Annotated in this window: 1 protein-coding gene (only partly in view); it reads right to left on the bottom strand. The window is 70.2% G+C overall.

All 25,739 nt of this window come from inside a single coding sequence — locus AB0F89_RS31200, hypothetical protein, on the bottom strand. Of the gene's 48,162 coding nucleotides, 5,188 precede the window and 17,235 follow it; the stretch shown corresponds to coding positions 5,189–30,927 — codons 1,730 (partial) to 10,309 (complete); the first complete codon in reading order (the gene reads right to left) occupies positions 25,735–25,737. The start codon and the stop codon both lie outside this window.

Below are 25,739 nucleotides of genomic sequence, written 5' to 3' on the forward strand. Positions count from 1 at the left end.
CCACTCGACATCGGTGATCAGCACGTCCGACACCCGCTCGATCCCGGCGGCGGACAGGTCGACCAGGCCGGTCTCCGGATCTATCTGCAGCGGAATGGTGTTGACCGCCGCGTCCCGGTATGGGCCGCCACCGCGCAGGACCCGCGCGACCTCCCGCAGCACGTCGACGTGCTGCCGACTCCCGAAGGGAAGCTCGACCACGAAGTGCAGCGGCGCGGTGGGACCACGTTGGGAGAGGCCGGCTTCGACCAGCGCCGCGGCGAATGACGCACCGTCCCGCCACTGCCCGTCGGCGAACAACCACCCGTCGGACGCGCGGGCGTGGGCATAGACGTACACCGGAGGGATGTTCCCGTCCGTGGCGGGCATGCGGTCGTGGAGGAACCTCCACCTGGTGACGTCCAGACCGCTCTGATCGAACGGGAACATCATCGGTGGTCTCGAATCAGCCAGCACCACCGAGTCCTCGGAGGAGGCGGGCTCCTCACCCGGCTCCAACACCCGCACCTCGCCCGAGCGCGACACCTGCACCCGCCCGGCGAACGTCTCCACCCCACCCACATGACCCAACCGCCGCAGCTCATCCCGCAACACGCTCGAATCCGCCACACCACACATCAAGAAACGCACCGGAGCATCCGGAGCGAACAACCGCATCCCCACCAACAACCGCGCAAAAGCACGATCACCCAGATGCCTGAAAGCACCCGACGTCAACGGGACCCGCACGCCCTCCGGACCCCGATGCGCCAACACACTGAAAACATCAGCACCCGCGGCGCCCGACGCGAACGCCTCCACCACCACATCGGCCTCACCACCCGACAAGAAACCCGCACCCACCACACCCCCCGACCCGTCCCGCAACACCACACGCTCGACATCCCTCGGAGCCACACGAACACCAGCAGGAGCAGCGGCAGCGGCAGCGGAGAAGAAGGTGCTGGGATCGGCCTCGAAGTCGAATTCGGCATCGGTGTCCGAGAAGTCCTCGTCGGCCGAGTCGACGGCTTCGTCCCCAGGACGCACCGCCCTCCGGTAGAACCCGTTCTCCAGGACGGATCGCCTGCCGGTGATGTTGTTGATGCCCACCACCTGGTCGGCGGCCCAGACCGTCACCGGGAAACCGTCCACCTCCTCGAACGCCCCCGCCAGGTAGGACGCCAATGGGTGCCCACCGCTCGCGGGGGTCTGGTTGATCAAGCAGACGGTGGCGACCTTCTGCTCACCGCGCGGGTGGGGCACCGAGCGGTAGACCGAGTTCCGCGTCAGCACATGCGCCGCTGCCTCCGACGACAGCTCCAACTCGTCGCCCAGTCCGTGCGGGCGACGGGTGCGCAACCGGACGGCGACGCTGTCCGGTTGACCGTGCACGGCGATGTACCACGGCGGCACCTGGCCCTTCAGCCACTTCATGGGCAGCTTCTCGTAGCCGCGCACTACGACGCCGTCGACATCCCTCTGCCCGACGACCTCCCTGATGTACCGCTTAAAGCCGAAGGATGCCTCATACCTGCGCATGGCCTGCATCCCCAGCACATCCTTCAAGGACGCCGGGTGGAAATGTCCGTTGAGACGTCCCGTGCCCGCTTCGAACATCGGGTAGGTCACGATGTGATCCGGACTCAGCTTGATCTTTTCCGCGGTCCGGAAACCGTCACCCTCCACGGCGATCCGCCCGTTGTTGAGCAGCACCAGACGCCCCGCCGGCCAGTGCACCCGCCGCGAGTAACCACCGGCCAGCATCCCCCTGCCGAAGCCCACCGGCTCGACCGACGCATCGCCCAACGAGGCGAACACGAAATCCATATCCGGGCGGGTGCCCGCAGGCTCCCTGAACGGGAGGCTGTCAGCCAGCGCACCGGTCACCCCGTCCACGGACAGGACCAGACCAGTTCCATCCGAACGCATCGCCAAGTAGTGCTCGCCCCGCCGCGTGGCCAGGACCAACAGCGGCGGTCGACCCGTCGACCACGGCGCATCCTCGAACCGACCGGTGGACGTGTTCCAGAACTGCCTGATCATCGGAACCGTGACGTTGCTCGCCCACCGCCGCGCCTTCTCCACCTCGGCGTCGCCACCGGCGGACCGCACCACCACCGCGACCACGTGGCCCGTGGAGTTCTTCAACGGCTCCAGCACGACATCGCCGTCCCGCAGGCCCGACACCAGCGTGAACACCGGACGACCCTGCTCATCCCGCGTCATCGCGTAGACATCCCGGAAGTCCTTCGCCGCGTGCAACGCCGAAGCGAAGTCGAACCCGAAACCACCGAAACCCACCCGCGTGCCGGCGTCCTCACCCACCAGCACCACCGGACGACCCGGCTCCGCCACCCACACCTGCCGGAAGTCCTCCTCCTCGGCAAGCACGGAGAAGACCTCCTTCCCACCCAGTTCGATCTGCCCGCCGTCGACCGTGGGCGCGACGGCATACCCCTCCGCCGAGCGCACCGCCACCACCAGCGGCGACACCTCGCCCCACGGCCGGTCACCGGACGCGCCCTGCGCGACACCCCGGACCACACCGACCAGCTCGACCCCCAGGTGCGCGTCGTCCGCCAGCGCGAACACGGCCCCGTCCCGCCGCACCGACACCGCGTTCCGCATCGACGCCGGCCCGGAGGTGAACCGACCACCCCGGGGCAGGGTGATGGCCGGGTCCTGTGCGACGACTTCACCGCCGTGCACCGCTTGGCGGGAAACCAGAGGTCCGGAGTACTCGTGGTACGCCCGGACGCCGATCTCCTTCACCAGCAGGTCGAGCAGTTCCCGGTTGAGCGCGCTGTTCGGCGTGGCGGTGAGAGTGATCAACGCCAGCGGCCGACGCACCTCCGGGTCGGTCAACGCCCGCCGGAACGCCGGCGACACCAGCAACCGCGCCATCTCACGGACCGAGAGCAGGAGGGTCGAACCGTCCTTCGACTGGACCACGTACTGCGAACCGGCGCTCTCCAGTCGCAGGACGAACGGCCGGGCCCGGCCGGCTCCGATGGACGAGGCCCACGGCAGGAAGTCGGCAAAGGGATTCCGGTAGACGTCCGCCAGGTTCGGCGAGATCCGGGCCAGGCGCATGTTGTAGTCGTCGAGGAACCGCGCGCCCTTCCTCAAGCCGAGGTAGTTCGAGGCGTCGCCCAACATGGCTGCGCCGTGCAGCCGGTCGTCCCCGTCGATCAACTCCGCCCACTCGACATCGGTGATCAGCAGCTCCGACACCCGCTCGAACCCGGCCGCCACGACGTCGACCACCCCGGTCTGCGGATCGATCCGCAGCGGAGCGGTGTTGACGAACACCTCCCGATAAGGGCCATTACCGCGCAACGACCGCGCGACCTCTCGCGCCACGTCGACGTGCCACCGGCTCTCGGTGGTGAGTTCGATCATGAGGTGCAGCGGTATGCGCGGGTCGTATTGAGAGAAGCCGGCGGCTTCCAGCGCCGCGGCGAACGACGCACCATCGCCCCACTGCTCGTTCGCGAACAACCGACCGTTGAAGGTGTGGGCGTAGACGTGGACCGGCTGGGGGTTCTGGGGAGTGGCGGGCACATGGCTGTGGAGGAACTCCCACCCGACGCTGTCCGGACCGCCTGGGGTGAAGGGGAACGCGAGCGCCGGCCCTGAGGTCGCCAGCACCACCGAGTCCTGCGGGGGACCTGGTTGTTCACCCGGCTCCAACACCCGGACCTCGCCCGAACGGGACACCTGCACCCGACCCGCGAACGTCTCCACCCCACCCACATGACCCAACCGCCGCAGCTCATCCCGCAACACGCTCGAATCCGCCACACCACACATCAAGAAACGCACCGGAGCATCCGGCGCGAACAACCGCATCCCCACCAACAACCGCACAAAAGCACGATCACCCAGACCGACAGACCCACCCGACCTCAACGGAACCCGCACACCATCCGGACCCCGATGCGCCACCACACTGAACACACCCGCGTCCGAACCACCCGCACCCGACGCGAACGCCTCCACCACCACCCCGGCCTCACCACCCGACAAGAAACCCGCACCCACCACACCCCCCAACCCATCCCGCAACACCACACGCTCAACAGCCCTCGGAGAGACGGCAGCAGGAGCGGGAGCAGCGGCAGCACCGAAGGAGTGGACGTGGACAGAGCCCCGGCCGTCGGTCTCGACTTCGGAGTCGGTGTCCGAGACGTCCTCGTCGGACGAGTCGACCACCTGCCCACCGGGAGGCACCGCCCTGCGGAAGGAGCCGCCATCCCTGACGAGCCACCTCCCGGTGATCTGCTGGGTTTCCACCACCCCATCGGCGGCCCTGACCGTCACCGGGAAGCCGTCCGCCTGCTCGAACGCCTCCACCAGGTAGGACGCCAACGGGTACCCGCCTCCCGCCGGGACCTGGTTGATCAAGCAGACGATAGCCACCTTCTCCTCGCCGCGAGGGTGGGGCGCCGAGCGGTAGATCTCGTTCAGCGTCAGGACCTGCCCTGCGGCCTGCGGTGACAGAGCCAGCAGGTCACCGAATTGGTGGGGGCGGCCGGTGCGCAACCGGACGGCCACCTTGTCCGGTTGACCGTGCATGGCGATGTACCACGGCGGCACCTGGCTCTTCGACCCCGGAATGGGGAGTTTCTCTTGGCGGTGCTCCGCGGTGCCGTCGGCGGCCTGAGTGGTGATCTTCCTGATGTAGTGCTTGAGGTTGAGCGCCTTCCCGCGCCGGCCGCCGTCCGGCATCCAGAGCACATCGCCCGGCTTCGAGGGGTAGACCTGCCCCTCGATCTCTCCCGTGCCGGCTCTGAACATCGGATAGGTGACGAAGTCGTCGATACCCGGCTTGACCCGCTCGACCGTCGCGAAGCCGCTACCCCGCACGGCGATCTGCCCCTGATCGCGGAGCACCAGTTCTCCGACCGGCCAGTGCACCAACCGCGAGTAACCACCCGCCAGCATCCCCGTGCCGAACCCCACCGGCTCGACCGACTCACCACCCAACGAGGCGAACACGAAATCCACATCCGGGCGAGTGCCCGCGGCGTCTCTCAGCAGTGCGCTGTCGCGCAGGACACCGGTCAACTCGTCGATGGACAGGATCGCGTTCGCCCCGTCCGAACGCGTCGCCAGGTACCGCTCCCCCCGCCGCGTGGACAGGACCAGCAACGGTTGCCGGTCCGCCGGCCACGGCGAGTCCTCGAACCGCTGGGCCGTCGAGTTCCAGAACCGCTTCATCGTCCGGGGAGTGGCGCCATGTGCCCACCGCCGCGCGTCCTCGACCTCGGCGTCGTCGCCGGCGGACCGCACCACCACCGCGACCACGTCGCCCGCGGAGTTCCTCAACGGCTCCAGCGCGACATCCCCGTCCCGCAGACCCGACACCAGCGTGAACACCGGACGACCCTGCTCGTCCCGCGTCATCGCATAGACGTCACGGAAATCCCCCACCCCGTGCAACGCCGAGGCGAAGTCGAACCCGAACCCACCGAAATTCACCCGCTTGCCGGCATCCTCACCCACCAACACCACCGGACGACCGGACGGCACCTTCAGCGAAAGGCGGAAATTCGCATCAGCCGAGAGGCCGTGGAAGGCGTCCTGCCCTTCGAGTTCGACGTGCCCGCTGTCGGTCGTGGGCGCGACGGCGTACCCCTCCGTCGAGCGGACCGCCACGACCAGGGGGAGCTGCGCACCCCAGGGCGCATCACCGAACTCACCCCGCGCGACGTCCTGGGTCACGTCGACCAAGTCCGGCCCGACGTGCGCGGCGTCCGTCAACGCGAACACACCCACCTGGTGCTGGACCACCAGGTTCTGCCGGATCAGCAGCGGTCTGGCGGTGAACCAGTTGCTCCGGGGCACGACGAAGACGGACTCGGCTCCGAGAAGTCGGGTCTTCCCCTGCCACTCGTAGTAGGCCATCCGCCCGGAGTACTCGTAGTACGGCCGCACTCCGAGGTTCTTCGCCAGGTCGTCGAGGAGTTGCCGGTTGAGGTCGTTGTTCGGCTCGGCCGCACGCGTGATCAGCACCAGTGGTCGGCGCACAGACGGATCCGCCAGCGCCCGTCGGAAGGCGGGTGACGTCAACAACGACGCCATCTCCTTGACCGAGAGCCGGAAAGCCCGTCCGTCCAGCAACTGGATCACGTAGGACTGCCCTTGAGCTTCCAGGTACACGACGAACGGCCGGGCCCGGCCGGCTCCGATGGACGAGGCCCACGGCAGCGGGCTGAAGGTCGCGTCCGTGTAGGGGTCCGCCACGTCCGCCACTACCCGGGCCACCCGCATGGTGTGGTCGTCGGCGAATCGCGCGCCATTCTTCAAGCCCGGATAGCGCGCGGTGTCGATCAGCAGCGCCGCACCGTGCGGGCGACCGATCCCGTCGGCCAACTCCTCCCAGTGGACGTCGGTGATGAGCACCTCCGACACCCGCTCGAACCGGGCGGCGGTGAAGTCGACCAACCCGGTCTGCGGATCGATCCGCAGCGGACCGGTGTTGACGGTCACCTCCCGGTACGGGCCGTCACCGCGCAGCAGCCGCGCGACCTCCCGCGCCGTGGCCAGGTGCTGCCGGCTCGCGGCCGGGATTTCGACCACGATGCGCAGCGGCGCGCGGGGATCGTACTGGGCGAGGCCGCCGGCCAAGAGCGCCGCGGCGAACGACGCACCGTCCAGCCACTGCCCGTACGCCAGGAACATGCCGTCGCGGAAGTGCACGTAGGTGTGGACCGGCGGGATGCTCCCGGCCACGGTGGGCATGCGGTCGTGGAGGAACCTCCACTTGGTCATGTCCGGACTGTCCGGAGCAAAGGGGAACGCGATCGCCGGCCCCGGGGCCGCCAGCACCACCGAGTCCTCCGGAGAGGCCGGCTCCTCGTCAGGCGCCAATACCCGGACCTCGCCCGAGCGCGACACCTGCACCCGACCCGCGAACGTCTCCACCCCGCCCACGTGGCCCAACCGCCGCAGCTCATCCCGCAACGCGCTCGAATCCGCCACACCGCACATCAAGAAGCGCACCGGAGCATCCGGAGCGAACAACCGCATCCCCACCAACAACCGCGCAAAAGCACGATCATCCAGGTTCTCGAAACCACCGGACTTCAGCGGGACCCGCACACCACCCGGACCCCGGTGCGCCACCACGCTGAAACCGCTCGCCGCACCCGCACCCGCAGCAAAGCCCTCCACCACCACACCGGCCTCACCACCCGACAGGAAGCCCGCACCCACCACACCCCCCGACCCATCCCGCAACACCACGCGCTCCACCGCCTCCGGGGAGACGGCAGCAGGAGCAACAGCGCCGAAGACCTCGATGCCGGAGTGGACGTCAGCACCGGCGTGGGCCTCGGCCTCGGAGTCGAAGTCGGAGTCGGTGTCCGAGACGTCCTCGTCGGACGAGTCGACCACCTGCCCGCCGGGAGGCACCGCCCTGCGGAAGGAGCCACCACCCCTGACTGACCACCTCCCGGTGATGCGACTGGTTTCCAGCACTTCGTCGGCGGCCCTGATCGTCACCGGGAAGCCGTCCGCCTGCTCGAACGCCTCCACCAGGTAGGACGCCAACGGGTACCCGCCCCCTGCGGGGGTCTGGTTGATCGAGCAGGCGAGGGCCACCTTCTCCTCACGGCGAGGGTGGGGCGCCGAGCGGTAGATCTCGTTCAGCGTCAGGACCTGCCCTGCGTCCCCCGGTGACAGCATCAGCAGGTCACCGAATTGGTGGGGGCGGCCGGTGCGCAACCGGACGGCCACCTTGTCCGGTTGACCGTGCATGGCGATGTACCACGGCGGCACCTGGCTCTTCGACCCCGGAATGGGGAGTTTCTCTTCGCGGTACTCCGCGGTGCCGTCGGCGGCCTGAGTGGTGACCTTCCTGATGTAGTGCTTGAGGTTGAGCGCCTTCCCCCGCTGACCGCCACCCGGCATCCAGAGCACATCACCCGGCTTCGACGGGTAGACCTGCCCCTCGATCTCCCCTGTGCCGGCTCTGAACATCGGATAGGTGACGAAGTCGTCGATACCCGGCTTGACCCGCTCGACCGTCCGGAAGCCGTCGCCCTCGACGGCGATGTGCCCGTCGTCGCGGAGCTCCAGGCGCCCGGCCGGCCAGTGCACCCGCCGCGAGTAACCGCCGGCCAGCATCCCCGTGCCGAAGCCCACCGGCTCGACCGACTCACCACCCAACGAGGCGAACACGAAATCCACATCCGAGCGGGTGCCCGCGGCGTTCCTCAGCAGCTCGCTGTCGCGCAGGACACCGGTCAACCCGTCCATGGACAAGGCCGCGTCCTCGTCATCCGAACGCGCCGCCAGGTACCGCTCCCCCTGCCGGGTGACCAGGACCGTCAACGGCGGCCGGCCCGCCGACCACGGCGAATCCTCGAACCGACCGGTGGACGTGTTCCAGAACTGCTTCATCTTCTCGGGAGTGACGTCACGCGCCCACTCCCGCGCCTTCTCGACCTCGGTCTCGTCGCCCGCGGACCGCACCACCACCGCAACCGTCTGCCCCTGGGAGTTCTCCAGCGGCTCCAGCGCGACATCACCGTCCCGCAGACCCGACACCAACGTGAACACCGGACGGCCCTGCTCGTCCCGCGTCATGGCATAGACGTCGCGGAAGTCCTTCGCCGCGTGCAACGCCGAGGCGAAGTCGAACCCGAACCCACCGGGATTCACCCGAGTGCCCGCGTCCTCACCCACCAACACCACCGGGCGAACGGAGGGCGCCTTCAACGAGAAGTCGAAGTCCTCGTCAGCCGAGAGGACGTGGAAGGCGTCCTGTCCTTCGAGTTCGACGTGCCCGCCGTCGACCGTGGGCGCGACGGCGTACCCATCCCTCGAGTGAACCGCCACGACCAGCGGGAACTGTTCACCCCAGGGCGCATCACCGAACTCACGCCGCGCGACGCCCTGGGCGATGTCGGCCACGTCCGGCTCGAGATCCGCGGCGTCCGTCAGCGTGAACACACCCGCCTGCCACTGAACCGACACGTTGTGCCGGATCAGCGGGGGTCCGGCGATGAACCAGCTACCCCGGGGCACGACGAAGTTGGACTCCGATCCGAGGAACCGGCCCTTTTCCGTCCACTCGTAGTAGCTCATCGGCCCGGAGTACCCGTAGTACGGCCGGGCGCCGAGGTAGCTTGCCAGGAGGTCGAACAGTTCCCGGTTGAGCTTGTCGTCCGTCAGGAGCATCCGCGTGACCAGGACCACTGGTCGGCGCACCCCCGGGTCGGCCAACGCCCGCCGGAACGCCGGCGACGCCAACAACCGCGCCATCTCACGAGCCGAGAGCCGGTAGGTCCGACCGTCGTGCAGCCGGATCACGTAAGACCGCTCCTGGCCTTCCAGGTGGATGACGAACGGCCGGGCTCGACCGGCTTCGATGGACGAGGCCCACGGCAGCGGCTTGAAGGTCGAGTCCACGAAGGACTTCCCCGTGTCCGACGGCACTCGGGCCAAGCGCATGCTGTGGTCGTCGACGAACCGCGCGCCCTTCCTCAAGCCGCGGTAGCGCGAGGTGTCGCCCACCAGCGCCGCGCCGTGCGGGCGACCGATCCCGTCGGCCAACTCCTCCCAGTGGACGTCGGTGATCAGCACCTCCGAGACCCGCTCGAACCCGGCCGAAGGGAAGTTCAACGAATTGGTGATCGGGTTGATCCGGAGCGGACCGGTGTTGACGGTGACCTCGCGGTAGGGGCCGTCACCGCGCAGCAGCCGCGCGACCTCCCGTGCCGTGGCCAGGTGCTGCCGGCTCGCGGCAGGGAGTTCGACCATGATGCGCAGCGGCGCGCGGGGGTCGTACTGGGAGAGGCCGGCGTCGACCAACGCCGTGGCGAACGACGCGGCGTCCCGCCACTGCCCGTCCGCCAGGAACAGGCCGTCGCGGACGTGCGAGTAGGCGTGGACCGCCGGGATGCCTTCATCCGTGTCGGGCATGCGGTCGCGGAAAGACTTCCACCTGGTCATTTCCGGACCATCCGGGAAGAAGGGGAACGCGATCATCGGTCCGGGATCGGCCAGCACCACCGAGTCCTGCGAGGAGCCTGGTCGCTCACCCGGCTCCAACACCCGGACCTCGCCCGAGCGCGACACCTGCACCCGCCCGGCGAACGTCTTCACCTCACCCAGGTGGCCCGACCGCCGCAGCTCATCCCGCAACGCGCTCGAATCCGCCACACCACACATCAAGAAGCGCACCGGAGCATCCGGAGCGAACAACCGCATCCCCACCAACAACCGCACAAAAGCACGATCACCCAAATACTCGAAACCGCCCGACTTCAACGGAACCCGCACGCCCTCCGGACCCCGGTGCGCCACCACGCTGAACCCGCCCGCCACACCCGCAGCACCTGACGTGAACCCCTCCACCACCACATCGGCCTCACCACCGGACAGGAAGCCCGCACCCACCACACCCCCCAACCCATCCCGCAACACCACGCGCTCCACCGCCTCCGGGGAGACGACAGCAGTCGGCACCGGATCACCGCCGCCGAGGGAGATTCCGATTCCGGAGTGGATGTCGACACCGGACTCGGAGTCGGTGTCCGAGAAGTCCTCGTCGGACGAGTCGACGGCCTCCTCCCCGGGACGCACCGCCCTCCGGTAGAACCCGCCGTCCTTGACCGAGCGCCTGCCCGTGAGGGGTTCGACTTCCACCTTCTGGTCCGCTGCCCAGACCGTCGCAGGGAAGCCGTCCACCTCCTCGAACGCCTCCACCAAGTAGGAGGCCAACGGGTGACCACCCTGGTCCGGAACCCGGTTGATCGAGCAGGCGGAAGCGACCTTCTGCTCACCCTGCGGGTGGGGCACCGAGCGGTAGATCTCATTCCTCGTCAGCACCCGCGCCGCGACCTCCGACGACAGCACCACCCTGTCACCGAACCGGAAGGGGTGGCCGGTGCGCAGCCGGGCGTCCACGCTGTCCGGCTCGCCGTGCACGACGACGTGCCACGTCTGCGCGGAGCGCTTCGTCCACTTCATGGGCAGCTTCTCGTCGCGGCGCTCCGTGCTCCCGTCGGCCGCCCGGACGGTGACCTCCCTGATGTAGCGCCGGAAACCGGAGTTCTCCGACCATTGGTCGATGCTCGGCATGTACAGGAAGTCGAGCGCCTTGCTCGGGTAGATCTGCCCCTTCGTGCGTCCCGTGGCGGCCTCCCGGATCGGGTAGGTCACGAAGTCGTCGACACCCGGCTCGACCCGTTCGACCGTCCGGAAACCATCACCCTCCACGGCGATACGCCCGTCGTCCCGGAGCTCCAGGCGCCCGGCCGGCCAGTGCACCCGCCGTGAGTAACCACCGGCCAGCATTCCCGCACCGAAGCCCACCGGCTCGATCGACTCACCACCCAGCGCGGCGAACACGAAATCCACATCCGGGAAGAGGCCCGCGGCGTTCCTCAGCAGCTCGCTGCCGTGCAGGGCACCGGTCAACCCGTTCACGGGCAGGACCGCGTCCACCCCGTCCGAACGCGTCGCCAGGTACTGCTCCTCCTGCCGCGTGGCCAGCACCAGCAACGGCCGCCGACCCGTCGACCACGGCGCATCCTCGAACCGACCGGTGGACGTGTTCCAGAACTGCCTGATCGTCCCAGCAGTGGCGTTGTGCGCCCACTGCCGCGCGTCCTCGACCTCGGCGTCGTCGCCGGCGGACCGCACCACCACCGCGACCACGTCGCCCGCGGAGTTCCTCAACGGCTCCAGCGCGACATCACCGTCCCGCAGACCCGACACCAACGCGAACACCGGACGACCCTGCTCGTCCCGCGTCATCGCGTAGACATCCCGGAAGTCGTACGAGGCGTGCGACATCGAGGCGAAGTCGAACCCGAAACCACCGACACCCACCCGAGTCCCGGCGTCCTCACCCACCAGCACCACCGGACGACCAGGCGCCGCCACCCACTCCTGGCGGAAGTCCTCCTCCTGGGAAAGCGCGGCGAGGACCTCGTGCCCAGCCAGTTCGAGGTGCCCGCCGTCAACCGTGGGCACGACGGCGTACCCACCGTTGACGATGGGCACGGCGGCAGGGTCGCCGTCGTTCCGCTGCCCGGAGAGCACGGCCACCACCAGAGGCGACGCCTCACCCCACGGCTGGTCACCGAACGCACCCCGCGCGACGTCCCGCGCGACACCGACCAGGTCCGGCCCGAGGTCCGCGTCCTCCGCCAGCGCGAACACACCCCCGTCCCTCCGGGTCGACACGTCGTACTGCGTCAACGCCGGCGCGGAGGTGAACCAGCAGTCCTGGGACAGGACCAGCTCGGGGGGCGCCGCGACGACTTCACCGCTGTTGTTCGCCAACGTGAAGAAGCCCACGGGGCCGGAGTACTCGTGGTGCGGCCGGACGCCGATCTGCTCCATCACCAGGTCGAGCAACTCCTGGTTGAGCGCGCTGTTCGGCACGTCCGTGTCGGTGATCAGCACCAGCGGTCGACGGACGTGCGGGTCGGTCAACGCCCGCCGGAACGCCGGCGACACCAACAAGCGCGCCATCTCAGAGACCGAGACGTCGTGGAGCCGACCGTCGACCAACTGGACCACGTAGTACGGCCCCTGGCTCGCCAGGTACACCATGAACGGCCGAACCCGGTTGTCCCCCACGGACATCGTCCAGGGCAGCAGGCTGTAGCGCACATCGTGGTACGGCCTGGTCACGTTGGCGGCCAGCCTGGCTACGCGCAGGTTGTAGTCGTCGACGAACCGCACACCCTTGACCAGGCCCTGGTAGTACGAAGGGTTGTCCAACACGGCGGCGCCGTGCAGGCGGCCGTTCCCGTCGATCAGCTCCTGCCAGCCGACGTCGGTGATCAGCACCTCCGACACCCGCTCGAACCCGGCCGAGGCGGAGTCGACCAACCCGGTGTGCGGATCGATCTGCAACGGAGCGGTGTTCACGAACACGTCCCGATAGGGGCCGTCACCGCGCAGCAGCCGCGCGACCTCCTGCACCACGTCGACGTGCCGCGGGTCCGCGGAGTAGACCTCGACCATGAAGATCAGCTGCGCGCGGGGGTCGTGTTGGGAAACACCGGCCTCGACGAGCGCATCGGCGAACGACGCGGCGTCCCGCCACTGGCCGTTCGCGAACAACCGACCGTCGAGGTGGTGGACGTGGGCGAAGACGTGGATCGGTGGAGGGCCTTGGTCCGAGGTGGGCACTCGATCGTAGAGGTCCTTCCACCTGGCGACGTCCTGGCCGTTCGGCGCAGCAGGGAACGCGATCACCGGTCCGGGGTCGGCCAGCACCACCGAGTCCTGCGAAGAGGCGGGTTGTTCACCCGGCTCCAACACCCGGACCTCGCCCGAGCGCGACACCTGCACCCGCCCGGCGAACGTCTCCACCCCACCCACATGACCCAAACGCCGCAACTCGTCCCGCAACACGCTCGAATCCGCCACACCACACATCAAGAACCGCACCGGAGCATCCGGAGCGAACAACCGCATCCCCACCAACAACCGCACAAAAGCACGATCACCCAGATGCCTGAAACCACCCGACCTCAACGGAACTCGCACACCACCCGGACCCCGATGCGCCACCACGTCGAACCCACCTGCCGTGCCCGCACCCCGAGCGAACGCTTCTACCACTACCTGAGCCTCACCACCCGACAGGAAGCCCGCACCCACCACACCTCCCAGCCCGTCCCGCAACACCACGCGCTCCACCTGCTCCGGCAACACAGCAGGAGGGGCAGGAGCGTTGAAAGAGGTGTTGACACCGGGGTGGGCGTCGACACCGGACTCGGAGTCGGTGTCCGAGAAGTCCTCGTCGGACGAGTCGACGGCCTCCTCCCCGGGACGCACCGCCCTCCGGTAGAACCCGTTCTCCAGGACGTATCGCCTGCCGGTGAGGTTCTGGACTTCCACCTCCTGGTCCGCTGCCCAGACCGTCGCCGGGAAGCCGTCCACCTCCTCGAACGCCTCCACCAGGTAGGAGGCCAACGGGTGACCGCCCTGGTCCGGAACCCGGTTGATCGAGCAGGCGGTGGTGACCTTCTGCTCACCCTGCGGGTGGGGCACCGAGCGGTAGATCTCGTTCCTCGTCAGCGCCCGTGCCGCGGCTTGCGGCGACAGTGTCATCTGGTCGCCGAACCGGAAGGGGTGGCCGGTGCGCAGCCGGACGTCCACGCCGTCCGGCTCGCCGTGCACCACGACGTACCACGTGTCCGCCGGGCGCTTCGTCCACTTCATGGGCAGCTTCTCGCTGCGGTACTCCACACCGCCGTCGGCCGCCTGGACGACGACCTTCCTGATGTAACGCCGGAAACCGGCGTCCTCCGACCGTCGGTCGAGACTCGGCATGGACACGAGATCGTCCGGCGAGCTCGGGTAGACCTGTCCCTTCGTGCGCCCCGTGACGGCCTCCCGGATCGGGTAGGTCACGAAGTCGTCGACACCCGGTTCTACCGCTTCGACAGTCCGGAAACCGTTGCCCTCGAAGGTGATGCCCCCGTCGTCCCGGAGCGCCAGGCGACCATCCGGCCAGTGCACCCGCCGCGCGTAACCACCGGCCAGCATCCCCGCGCCGAAACCCACCGGCTCGACCGACTCACCACCCAACGAGGCGAACACGAAATCCACATCCGGGATGTAGCCCGCTGCCTTCCTGAACAGCTCACTGCGGTTCAGGGCGCTGGTCAACCCGGCCATCGACAGGACCGCGTCCGCCCCGTCCGAACGCGTCGCCAGGTACCGCTCCCCCCGCCGCGTGGACAGGACCAACAACGGCTGCGGACGCTCCGTCCACAGCGAATCCTCGAACCAAGGTGAATTCTCGAACCGGCTGGTGGTCGCGTTCCAGAACCGCTCCACCTTTGCCGGAGCGGCGTTGTACGCCCACTGCTGCGCGTCCTCGAACTCGGCCTCGTCACCGGCGGACCGCACCACCACCGCGACCACGTCGCCCGCGAAGTTCTCCAGTGGCTCCAACTCGATATCGCCGTCCCGCAGACCCGACACCAAGGTGAACACCGGACGACCCTGCTCATCCCGCGTCATCGCGTAGACATCGCGGAAATCCCCCACCTTGTGCAACGCCGAGGCGAAGTCGAACCCGAAACCACCGACGCCCACCCGCGAACCGACGTCCTCGCCCACCAGCACCACCGGACGGTCGGACGCCGGCTCCAACGACTGTTGGAAACCGTCCTCCTCGAAAAGCGCGTAGAAGACCTCCTCCCCTCCCAGTTCGATGTGCCCGCCATCAACCGTGGGCACGACGGCGTGCCCCTCCGCCGAGCTCACCGCCACGACCAGCGGCGACGCATCACCCCACGGCCGGTCGCCGAACGCACCCAGCGCGACGTCCCGCGCGACACCAACCAGCTCGGGCCCCAGGCGCGCGGCGTCCACCAGCGCGAACACACCCTCATGCCGTTGAACCGACACGACGTCCTGCGTCAACACCGGCCCGGAGGTGAACCAGTTGTCCTGGGACAGGATCAGCTCAGCGGGCGCCGCGACGACTTCACCGTTCTCCGCCACCGCGTAGAAGCCCACGGGGCCGGAGTACTCGAAGTGGGGACGGACGCCGATCTCCTCCATCAGAAGGTCGAGCAACTCCCGGTTGAGCGCGCTGCTCGGCACGTCCGCATCGGTGATCAGCACCAGCGGCCGACGCACCCGGGGGTCGGTCAGCGCCCGCCGGAACGCCGGCGACACCAACAACCGCACCATCTCACGAGCTGTGAGGTCGTGGAGCTGACCGTCGATCGACCGGATCACGTAGTGCGAATCCCGGCTCATGAGGTACATCACGAACGGCCGGGCCCGGTTTTCCCCGACGGACATCGTCCAGGGCAGCAGTTTGAAGCGCGCATCGCCATAGGGGTGAGTGGTGTCGGCCACCAACCGCGCGATGCGCAGGTTGTAGTCGTCGACGAACCGCACACCCTTGACCAGGCCCGGGTAGTACGAAGGGCTGTCCAACACGGCGGCGCCGTGCAGGCGGCCGTCCCCGTCGATCAACTCCTGCCAGTCGACGTCGGTGATCCGCAGCTCCGACACCCGCTCGAAACCGGAGGCCGCGAGGTCGACCACCCCGGCCTGCGGATCGATCCACAGGCCGGCGGTGTTGACGATCACGTTCCGGTAGGGGCCGTCACCGCGCAGCAGCCGCGCGACCTCCCGCACCACGTCGACGTGCCGCTGGTTGTCGGAGTAGACCTCGATCATGAAGATCAGTTGCTCGCGGGGGTCGTGCTGGGAGATACCGGCGTCGACCAGCGCCGCAGCGAACGATGCGGCGTCCCGCCAATCGCCGTCCGCGAACAACCACCCGTCGGACGCGCGGGCGTGGGCGTACACCTTCGGAGAAGTCATGGTGATGGGGGGCATGCAGTTGTCGATGAACTGCCACCTGGCGACTTCCTGACCGCTCTGATCGAGCGGGAACATCAGCGCAGGTACAGGACCAGCCAGCACCACCGAGTCCTGCGGGGAGTCTGGTTGCTCGTCCGGTTCGAGCACGCGGACCTCGCCCGAGCGGGACACCTGCACCCGACCCGCGAACGTCTCCACCCCACCCACATGACCCAAACGCCGCAACTCGTCCCGCAACACCGACGAATCCGTGACACCACACATCAAGAAACGCACCGGAGCATCCGGAGCGAACAACCGCATCCCCACCAACAACCGCACAAAAGCACGATCACCCAGACCGACAGACCCACCCGACCTCAACGGAACCCGCACACCACCCGGACCCCGATGCGCCACCACACTGAAAACACCCCCATCCGCAGCACCCGACGCGAACGCCTCCACCACCACTCCGGCCTCACCACCGGCCAGGAAGCCCGCACCCACCTCACTCCCCGACCCATCCCGCAACACCACACGCTCGACATCACCGGGGGACACGCGACCACCAGGACCGCCGGACTCGGAACCGGTGTCCGAGAAGTCCTCGTCAGAGGATTCGACGGCCGTTTCCCCCGGACGTACCGCTCTGCGGTAGAACCCGTTGTCCTCGACGCTCCGCCTGCCTGTGAGACGGTTGGTGGTCACGTCCTGGTCGGCGGCCCACACCGTCACCGGGAAGCCGTCCACCTCCTCGAACGCCCCCACCAGGTAGGACGCCAACGGGTGACCACCCCCGTCCGGAACCCGGTTGATCGAGCAGACGGTGGCGACCTTCTCCTCACCGCGCGGGTGGGGCACCGAGCGGTAGATCCGGTTGCGCGTCAGCACCCGCGCCGCATCTTCCGGTGACAACTCCACCTCGTCGCCGAACGCGAGAGGACGGCCGGTGCGCAAGCGGACGGTGACCTTGTCCGGCTCACCGTGCATGTCGACGTACCACGGCGGCGCCAGGCGCTTCGTCCACTTCATGGGCAGCTTCTCGGCGTGGCGCTCCACGCTGCCATCGGCGGCCAGCGTGACGACCTGCCTGAGGTAGTGCCTGAACCCGGAGGCCGACTCCCGCCGACGACTGGACTGCATGATCCAGAGGTCGGATCGCCTCTGGGGGTACATCTGTCCCTCGGTCCGCCCCGTGCCGGCTTCGACCAGCGGGTAGGTCACGAAGTCGTCGACACCCGGCTCGACCCGTTCCACCGTCCGGAAGCCGTTGCCGTGCACGGTGATCCGCCCGTCGTCGTGGAGTACCAGGCGACCGTCCGGCCAGTGCACCGGCCGCGCGTAGCCACCGTCCAGCATCCGCGACGCGAAGTTCCAGGGCCGGATCGACTGGTCGCCGAGCGTGGCGAACACGAACTCCCGGTTCGGCGAGCTCCCCGCGGCGTCCCTCAGCAGTGCGCTGTCGCGCAGGACACCGGTCAACCTGACCATGGACAGGACGAGGTCCTCCCCGTCCGAGCGCGTCGCCAGGTACCGGCCGGCCTCCCTGGCGGCCAGGATCAGCAGCGGCTGCTCGCCGGCCGGCCACGGCGTGTCCTCGAACCGCTGGGTCGTCGAGTTCCGGAACCGCCTCATCTTCTGGGGCGTGGTGGAGCGGGCCCACTCCCGAGCGCGTTCGACCTCGGCCTCGTCACCTACGGAACGCACCACCACCGCGACCACCCGGCCCGTGGGGTCCTCCAGCGGCTCTAGCGCGAGGTCTTCGTCCCGCAAGCGCGAGACCAGCGTGAACACCGGATCGCCGTTCTCGTCCCGGGTCATGGCGTAGACGTCGCGGAAGTCGTGCGAGGCGTGCAGCGCCGAGGCGAAGTCGAAGCCGAAACCACCGAAACCCACCCGCGTGCCGGCGTCCTCACCCACCAGCACCAACGGCTGATCGGGCGCCGTTTCCAGCAGCGAGTGGAAGTCGTCGTTCTGGAACAGGACCCGCAAGGCGTGCCCCGCCTCCACCTCGACGCGCCCGCCGTCGGCAGTGGGCGCGACGGCGTACCCCGCCGACGAGCGAACCGCCACGACCAGCGGGAGCCGAGCACCCCACTGCTGGTCACCGAACTCACCCCGCGCGACACCTCGCGCGATACCGACCAGGTCCGGCCCGAGGTCCGCGTCCTCCGCCAGGGCGAACACAGCCCCGTCCCACCGGACCGGCACACCGTGCCGGAGCGACTTCCACCCATTGGTGAACCGGACGTCCCGGGACAGGGACACCTCGGGGCGGGTCCTGATGGCACCGTTGGCCGTCAAGCTGTCGGCGCGCACCGGTCCGGAGTACTCGTAGTACGCCCGGATGCCGATCTCCTGCATCAGCAGGTCGAGCAGCTCCCGGTTGAGCGCGCCGTTCGGCGTGGCGGTGCGGGTGATCAACGCCAGCGGCCGGCGCACCCCCGGGTCGGTCAACGCCCGCTGGAACGCGGGTGACGCCAACAACCGCGCCACCTCTCGCGCCGAAAGCCGGAAGACCCGACCGTCGTGCAGCCGGATGTCGTAGGACCGCCCCCGGCTTTCCAGGTGCACCACGAACGGCCGAGCCCGGCCTGCCTCAAGGGTGGAGGCCCACGGCAGCAGCTCGAAACGCCCTTTCTCCCGGAGGTCGTCGGTGTCGGTCACGAATTCGACCAGGCGTTGGTTGTGGTCGTCGGCGAACCGCGCGCCCTCCACCAGAGCGGGGTAGTAAGAGGTCTCACCCATCAGCGCCGCACCGTGCGGCCGGCCATCCCCGTCGATCAACTCCGCCCACTCGACGTCGGTGATCAGCACCTCCGACACCCGCTCGAACCCGGCGGCGGACAGGTCGACCAGACCGGTCTCCGGGTCGATCCGCAGCGGGGCGGTGTTGACGAACACATCTCGATAAGGACCGTTGCCGCGCAACGACCGCGCGACCTCTCGCGCCACGTCGACGTGCTGTCGGCTCTCGACGGAAAGATCGACCAGGAGGTGCAGCGGCGTGCGGGGGTCGTGCTGGAAGAGGCCGGCGTCGACCAGCGCCGCGGCGAACGACGCGCCATCCTGCCACTCGCCATCCACGAACAGCTCGCCGTCGACGGCGTGAGCGTAGACGTGGACCGGCGGAAAATCCCCGTACACCGGCGGCATGCGCAGGTGGAGGAATTCCCACTCGACGCTGTCCGGGCCGCCTGGGGTGAAGGGGAACGCGATCGCCGGCCCGGGGTCGGCCAGCACCACCGAGTCCTCGGAGGAGGCGGGCTCCTCACCCGGCTCCAACACCCGCACCTCGCCCGAGCGCGACACCTGCACCCGCCCGGCGAACGTCTCCACCCCACCCACATGACCCAAACGCCGCAACTCGTCCCGCAACGCGCTCGAATCCGCCACACCACACATCAAGAAGCGCACCGGAGCATCCGGCGCGAACAACCGCATCCCCACCAACAACCGCGCAAAAGCACGATCACCCAAATACTCAAAGCCGCCCGACCTCAACGGGACCCGCACACCATCCGGACCCCGATGCGCCACCACACTGAACCCACCCGCATCCGCAGCACCCGACGCGAACGCCTCCACCACCACCCCGGCCTCACCACCCGACAGGAAACCCGCACCCACCACACCCCCCAACCCGTCCCGCAACACCACACGCTCGACATCCCCAGAGGGGGCGGTGGCGGGGGTGGGTTGCGCGGTTTCGGGGGCGCGGCGGGCGTTGTAGGCAGCGATCTCCCGGTCGACGGCGACCTTGGTCCGCCACCACACGCGCTCCTCGGCCTTGGCCGCGTCGCGGGCCTCCAGGAACTCGTCCCGGGCAGCGTCGATCCGCTCCTGCCGCGCGTGGTTCGCCTGGGTGGCTTCCGCGTGCTCGTCGTGCGACGCGATGCGGAGCAGGTCGGCCTCCGCGGCTCGTGCGGTGGCCTCCCCGAGCGCCCTCCTCGCGGCGTCGAACGCCCGCCAGGCCGCACGTGCGTCCCGCTCTGCGGTCATGAGGCCCATCCGGGCGTCGACCTCCGCCCGCCCGGCGTCCTCGACGTCCGGTCGCGCTTCGAGGGCGCCGAGTTCCGCGCGGGCCGCGGCGAGGTCGTGCCGCAGGCTCCCGGCCTCGCCGCGGCGCGCTTCGACCTCCACTTCCTGGTCGTGCAGCTCCTGCCGCAGCACGACGCGGGAGAGGTCCTCGTGGTGCTGCTCCAGCGCCTGCGCGGTCGCCGTCGCGTCCCGTTCGGCGTCGGCCAGCCGCTGGTCCGCGACCGCCAGCCGCGACACCAGGCCGTCCACCAGGTCCCGGGCGCGGGCGGTGTCCACTTCCCGCCGCTCGGCCGCGGCCCGCGCGTGGGCGACCAGCGCCTGCGCCCGCTCCAGGTCCGCCGTCGCGGCGGCGAGGCGTTGCCGGGCGGCGTCGAGGTCCGCCTCTGCCGAACGCACCTCGGCCACCCGGGCGGCGTGCTCGGCCACCGCGCGTTCCCGGGCGTCTTCGCGGGCCCCCAGGTCCGCGTCCGCGTCCCCCTTGGCCTTCTCCTCTTCCAGGAGCAGGTCCTGGAGCCGGTGCCGGGCCTCGTCCGCCACGACCTCGGCGGCGCGCCACGCGTCCGCCGCCTCCTTCACCGCGTCCTGCGCCAAGGCGAGTTCCCCGTCGACCTTCGCGCCCAGCAGCTCCTCGGCGTGGGCCACCGGCATCCGCAGGTCCGCCGAACCGGGGACGGTCAGGTCGTAGACGCCGACCCGACCGCCACCCAGGTCCGCGGTGACCCGGTAGGCCACGTCGAAGGTGACCGTGCCGTTGCGGCCGACCTCGATGAGGTTCGGCTGCTTGAAGGAGGTGAGCCCGCCGGTGGCGGTGTCGACGGTCTCGAAGACTTGCCTGGCGTCCAGGCCGTTGGTGGTGAAGTTGACCGAGTTCAGCGGGTCCCGACTGCCGTCCGGTTGCTCCGAGACGTGGTTGTGGACGCCGTGACCGAGGCCGACCGACACCTCGCCCGAGTCCGAGCGCACCACGGTGTTGCCCGTGGACACCGAGCCGACGGTCGCGTCGATGTCGAACCGGTGGTCGCTGAGGGCGCCCAGCCTCGGGTTGGTCAGCTTGGCCCGCACCGCCAGGGTCACGTCGCCGAACGGCGACCGGGGCAGGCCCGGCACCTCCAGGACCTCGCCCCTGGCCAGCTCGGGCAGCGCGGCTTGCACCTGCTCGGAGCTCAGCGCGGACAGCAGAGCGTTGAGCGCGCCGGTGCCCTTGCCGAGGTCCACCGGCTCGGACCGGTGGTGCGCGGACCACACCGCGGCGAGCGGCCCCCGGTCCGGGGCGGCGGCGCGGCGCAGGGCGGCGAGGGCCGTGGCGCGCAGGTCGGTGGCGCCTCGCGCGTCCTCCACGGTGGCCTTGGCGGACGGGAGCACCGCGTCCGCCCGCCAGTCCGCGAGCCCGGCCTCGGTCGCGGCCGAGGCCGGGCGGAGCTCGACTGCGGCCTGGTAGGCGGCGCGGGGTCGCGGAGTGGTCGTCAGCGCGTCCGCCTGCCTGCGCAGGAGGAGCTCGCGCGGTTCGCCGACCGCGCGCGCGATGACCTCCTCCCCCTTCTCCACCACCAGTTCGAAGCGGATCGGCAGGTCGTAGCGGGCCATCGGCCCGTCGGCCCCCCGCACCCGGACGGCCTCCACCATCTCGGTCCTGGCGTCGCGGTTCCGGCTGCCGCCGCCCACCCCCGCCGTGGGAAGCACGCCCACCGAGTCCGCCGGGCGGTCGGGTTCGGAGGTCGAGGCGTGGGCGCCGGGCACGCGCAGCAGCGCGTTCCAGCCGCTGCCCCGGGCGGTCCCCCCGACCTTCTTGCGGATGCCGACGACGGCGTGCTCGGTCTTGACCCCGTCGTTCACCACGTCGAGGAACCGGGCCTCGCCCTCCAGGCGGGCCTTGAGCGTCACCTGGTAGACGTCCTTGCCGATGCCCCTGCCGGGTTTGTGCAGCAGCAGCGGCACACCGCCGTCCAGCGCACCGTCGACGAGGGCGTTCACCGTGGCCGGCGCGGAGAGGTCCACCAGCCGCTGGAGGTTGCTCATGGCGTCGTCCAGGACCGAGGTCGGGAGCAGGGGGTGCCCGGAGCCCGCGCCCCGGTCGGCCCGGACCCGTTCCACCAGGTCCCACACGGCGAGCGTGAGGTCCGGGCTCCGGTCGGGCTCCAGCAGCCCCAGCCCCAGGGTGCTCGGCTCGCCGGGGGCCAGCGCCCGGGGCGGCTGGAGCCGGCGCGGCTCCGGTTCGGCCTCGACCTCCGGTGCGGGGGTGGCGTCCGGCGCCGGCTCCACGTCGGGCAGCAGGCCCAGCTCGACGGCGGTCCGCTCGGAGACCCTGGTGAACACGCCGCCCGGCAGTTCGACCGCGACGCCCCTCCGCTCCACGGCTCCGGCGTGGAGGGTGTTGGCCTCGCGGCTCTCCGCGACGACGGAGAAGGTCGCGTCCCACTGCACCAGCGCGGTCCGGGCTCCCTCGGACGTCACCCGGTTGCGGTCCATGAGCCCGATGGCCTGCCTGCCGCCGAACTTCGACCGCAGCCAGGGCATCCACCGCACGAGCAGGTTGGCGCCGCCCAGGCCGCGCGGTTCCGCGGTGTTGGGGCGGACGGTGCCGCCGACGTTGGCGATCCAGTCGAACGCGCGGGTGATGGCGCGCATGCCGCCGGCGTAGGAGCCGCCGGTGGCGGAGTTCTCCGACGTGGTGGTGTCGGAGACGCTGACCAGGCGCGGGCGGGCGAGGTCGGCCGTGATGCCCACCGCGCCGACCCGGTCGGTGATCCGGCGGTCGTAGCGCAGGCCGTTGTGCACCAGCCCGGTGCTGAGCATCCGCCCCAGGTTGGCCTTGAGGTTGTTCGGACCGACCAGGAAGTCGAGCTGCCGGCGCGAGTCGGTGCCGAGGGCCGTCAGCGAGGTGTCGCCGTCCGCGGCCTCGTCCAGCACGCGCAGGACGGCGGCGTGCAGCTCGCCGGGGTGCGCCACGGCCTCGACGTGCTCCCAGCCGTGGTGCGGCCGGGGGGAGTCGGGCGTGAGCAGCGAGGCGATGTCCGCGGTCGGCGGCAGCGGGGTCGTCTTCGGCGTGCCGGGCCGGAATCGCGCCGGGTCGGCCGCCGTGGTCGACCCCTCGTCCAGCCACAGGTGGACCTGACCTCGGATCGGCGGCAGGTCGCGTGGGCCTCCCGGGGAGGCGGGGGTGTCCGGGTTCCCGGTGCGCGCCACCACCCGGGGCTCGGGGAGCCGGCGGAACGGCGAGCCGGGGACCAGCTTGCCCCAGGACCGAGGTCGGCTGAAGGTGGTGATCTGCACGTCGAACTCGATGTCGTGCTCGAACACGTGCGCGTGGGGACCGCCGATGTCCAGCGAGCTCTCCTCCACCACGGGGCCCGCCGCGGCGCCCCTGGTGTCCGCGCGGTGCAGGCGCAACGCGGTCTGGACCAGGCCGAGCCAGCTCAGGGCGGTCCGCCGCATGCCGCCGAGCCGCCCCTCCACGCCCGCGCTCCACACCTCGGTCTTGACGGTGGAGCTGCCCAGCTTGGGGCCGGCGGCGGTGTAGTCGCGGACGTGGACGTCCCCGGCCCGGCCCAGGTGGGAGCCGGGGCCCGTCTTGGCCTTGACCACGACGGCGACGTGGTCCTTGGTGAACCAACCGCGCCGGGTGAGGTTGAGGGACACCCCTGGTCCCAGCAGCTCCTCCATGTTCAGCCGCAGCGCGGACGGCGACAGCTTCGTGGTCAGCGAGCGCAGGTTGTCGAGCTGCTCGGCGGTGTCGGCGGCGTTCAGCGCGGTCTTGAGCGGGTGCACGCCCTCCTGGTTCCAGGTGGGCAGGAAGCGCTCGAACCCGGGCAGGGCGCGCAGGGCGGCCTCCACCTGCTGCTGCACCTCGGCGGCCGGCGCGAACGCGCCGACGTCGGCCCTCCCGACGGCCGTGCCCTCGGTGACGTGGGGCAGCTCGAAGCGGGTGTTCTCGGTGCCGGGCTCGGTGAGGCCGGCCTGCGTGCCCGGTGGCACCGGCAGCCCGAGCCGGGCCGCCTCGGGCAGGCTCAGCCGCAGGTACGAGGTGACCGGCACCACGACGTCGGGGCCGGTGGGGGCGCTGACCAGGACGTCGGTGACGACCTTGAAGAGGCCGACGTCCCCGTCGATCTCGACGCCCGCGCGCCGCGTGATCGCGTTCCCCGCGGACGACCCCTCGACTTCGCGCGACGAGTAGCCGACCGTGACGCCCGCTCCGGCCAGCACCGGGTCGGGCATGCCGACCCCGCCGCCCGCCGACGCCCGCAGGTCGAACCCGGTGGCGATGGACGCGCTGGTGCCCGCGTTGTCCACGGCCTGGGGGCGCGAGCGCAGGCGGCCCTCCTCGTCGGCGCCGATCAACTGGGCTCCCTTGAGCACCGCCCTCATCCGCACCGCGCCCGCCCGCGCGCCGTGCGGGCTGGTCAGGTCGGGGGAGGTGACCCAGCCGCCGAGCATCGGGACGAGGTGGTCGCGGATGGCGGGCGGGGACAGGAACTCGCGCAGCCGCGTGCGGCCGTCGGCGCCCGGTCGGGTGATCGACGGGTGGAGCCTCGCCGCCACCTCGGCGAACGCCCGCCCGGTGTCGACGTCGGTGACGGCCTCGGGGAAGACCCGCTCCAGCTTCAGGCCCCAGTCCGGGTCGGCCGGCGCGACCGGTCCGGTTTCCGGGTGGGGCGTGGTACCGGCGAAGGTGCTCAGGTCGTGCGGCACCTGGAGGGTGACGTCCACGCCCGGTCCCGCCACCACGTCCTGCCCGAGCACGCCGCCGACCTCGTCCAGCAGCGTGACGGTGTACCGCACGGGCAGCCGGACCTCGTCCGAGTCGCCGGAGCGCAGCATGGTCTGGTCCGTGATGGCGGTGCCGGCGGCGGTGTAGGTGTGCGGGTGCGCCCGCGGGACCCGCCCGATCAGCATCCCGTACGCGCCGACGCCCTGGCTCGCCATGGCCGCGATCGTGAAGTCGCCCGCCGAGCCGCCGTCGGTGACCGTTCCCGCCTGCACCGTGCTGGTCATCCGCGCGTCGGGCATGACGAGGTCCGGCGGGGTGGTGGCCGCGACGTCATCGAGCGGCCGTTGCTCCAGGGTGGCCTTGACGTGCGCGTCGAACCACCGCTCCCCTACCCGCACCTGGAAGGTCCGGCCCGGGCCGAGCAACGACTCGAACTCCGAGTTCAGGGCTCGTTCCACCTGGTCAACGCCTTCCGGCAGCACGCCGGCGCGCACGGGCAGCAGGCCGTCCAGGGCCGCGGTGACCCGCTCCGCGCTCCCGAGCCGGGTGACGGCGACCGGCCCCAGTGCCTGGCTGCTCCGGAAGTACTCCGGCAGGGCGCGTGGGGACGGCGGCGCGGCGGGGGTCCCCGGCTCGCCGGGCGCGGAGGCGTCGGGACCGGGCTCCGGGTCCGGCGCGAGGTCGGGGAGGTTGTCGA

This window comes from Saccharothrix sp. HUAS TT1 (assembly GCF_040744945.1).
Classification (GTDB): domain Bacteria; phylum Actinomycetota; class Actinomycetes; order Mycobacteriales; family Pseudonocardiaceae; genus Actinosynnema.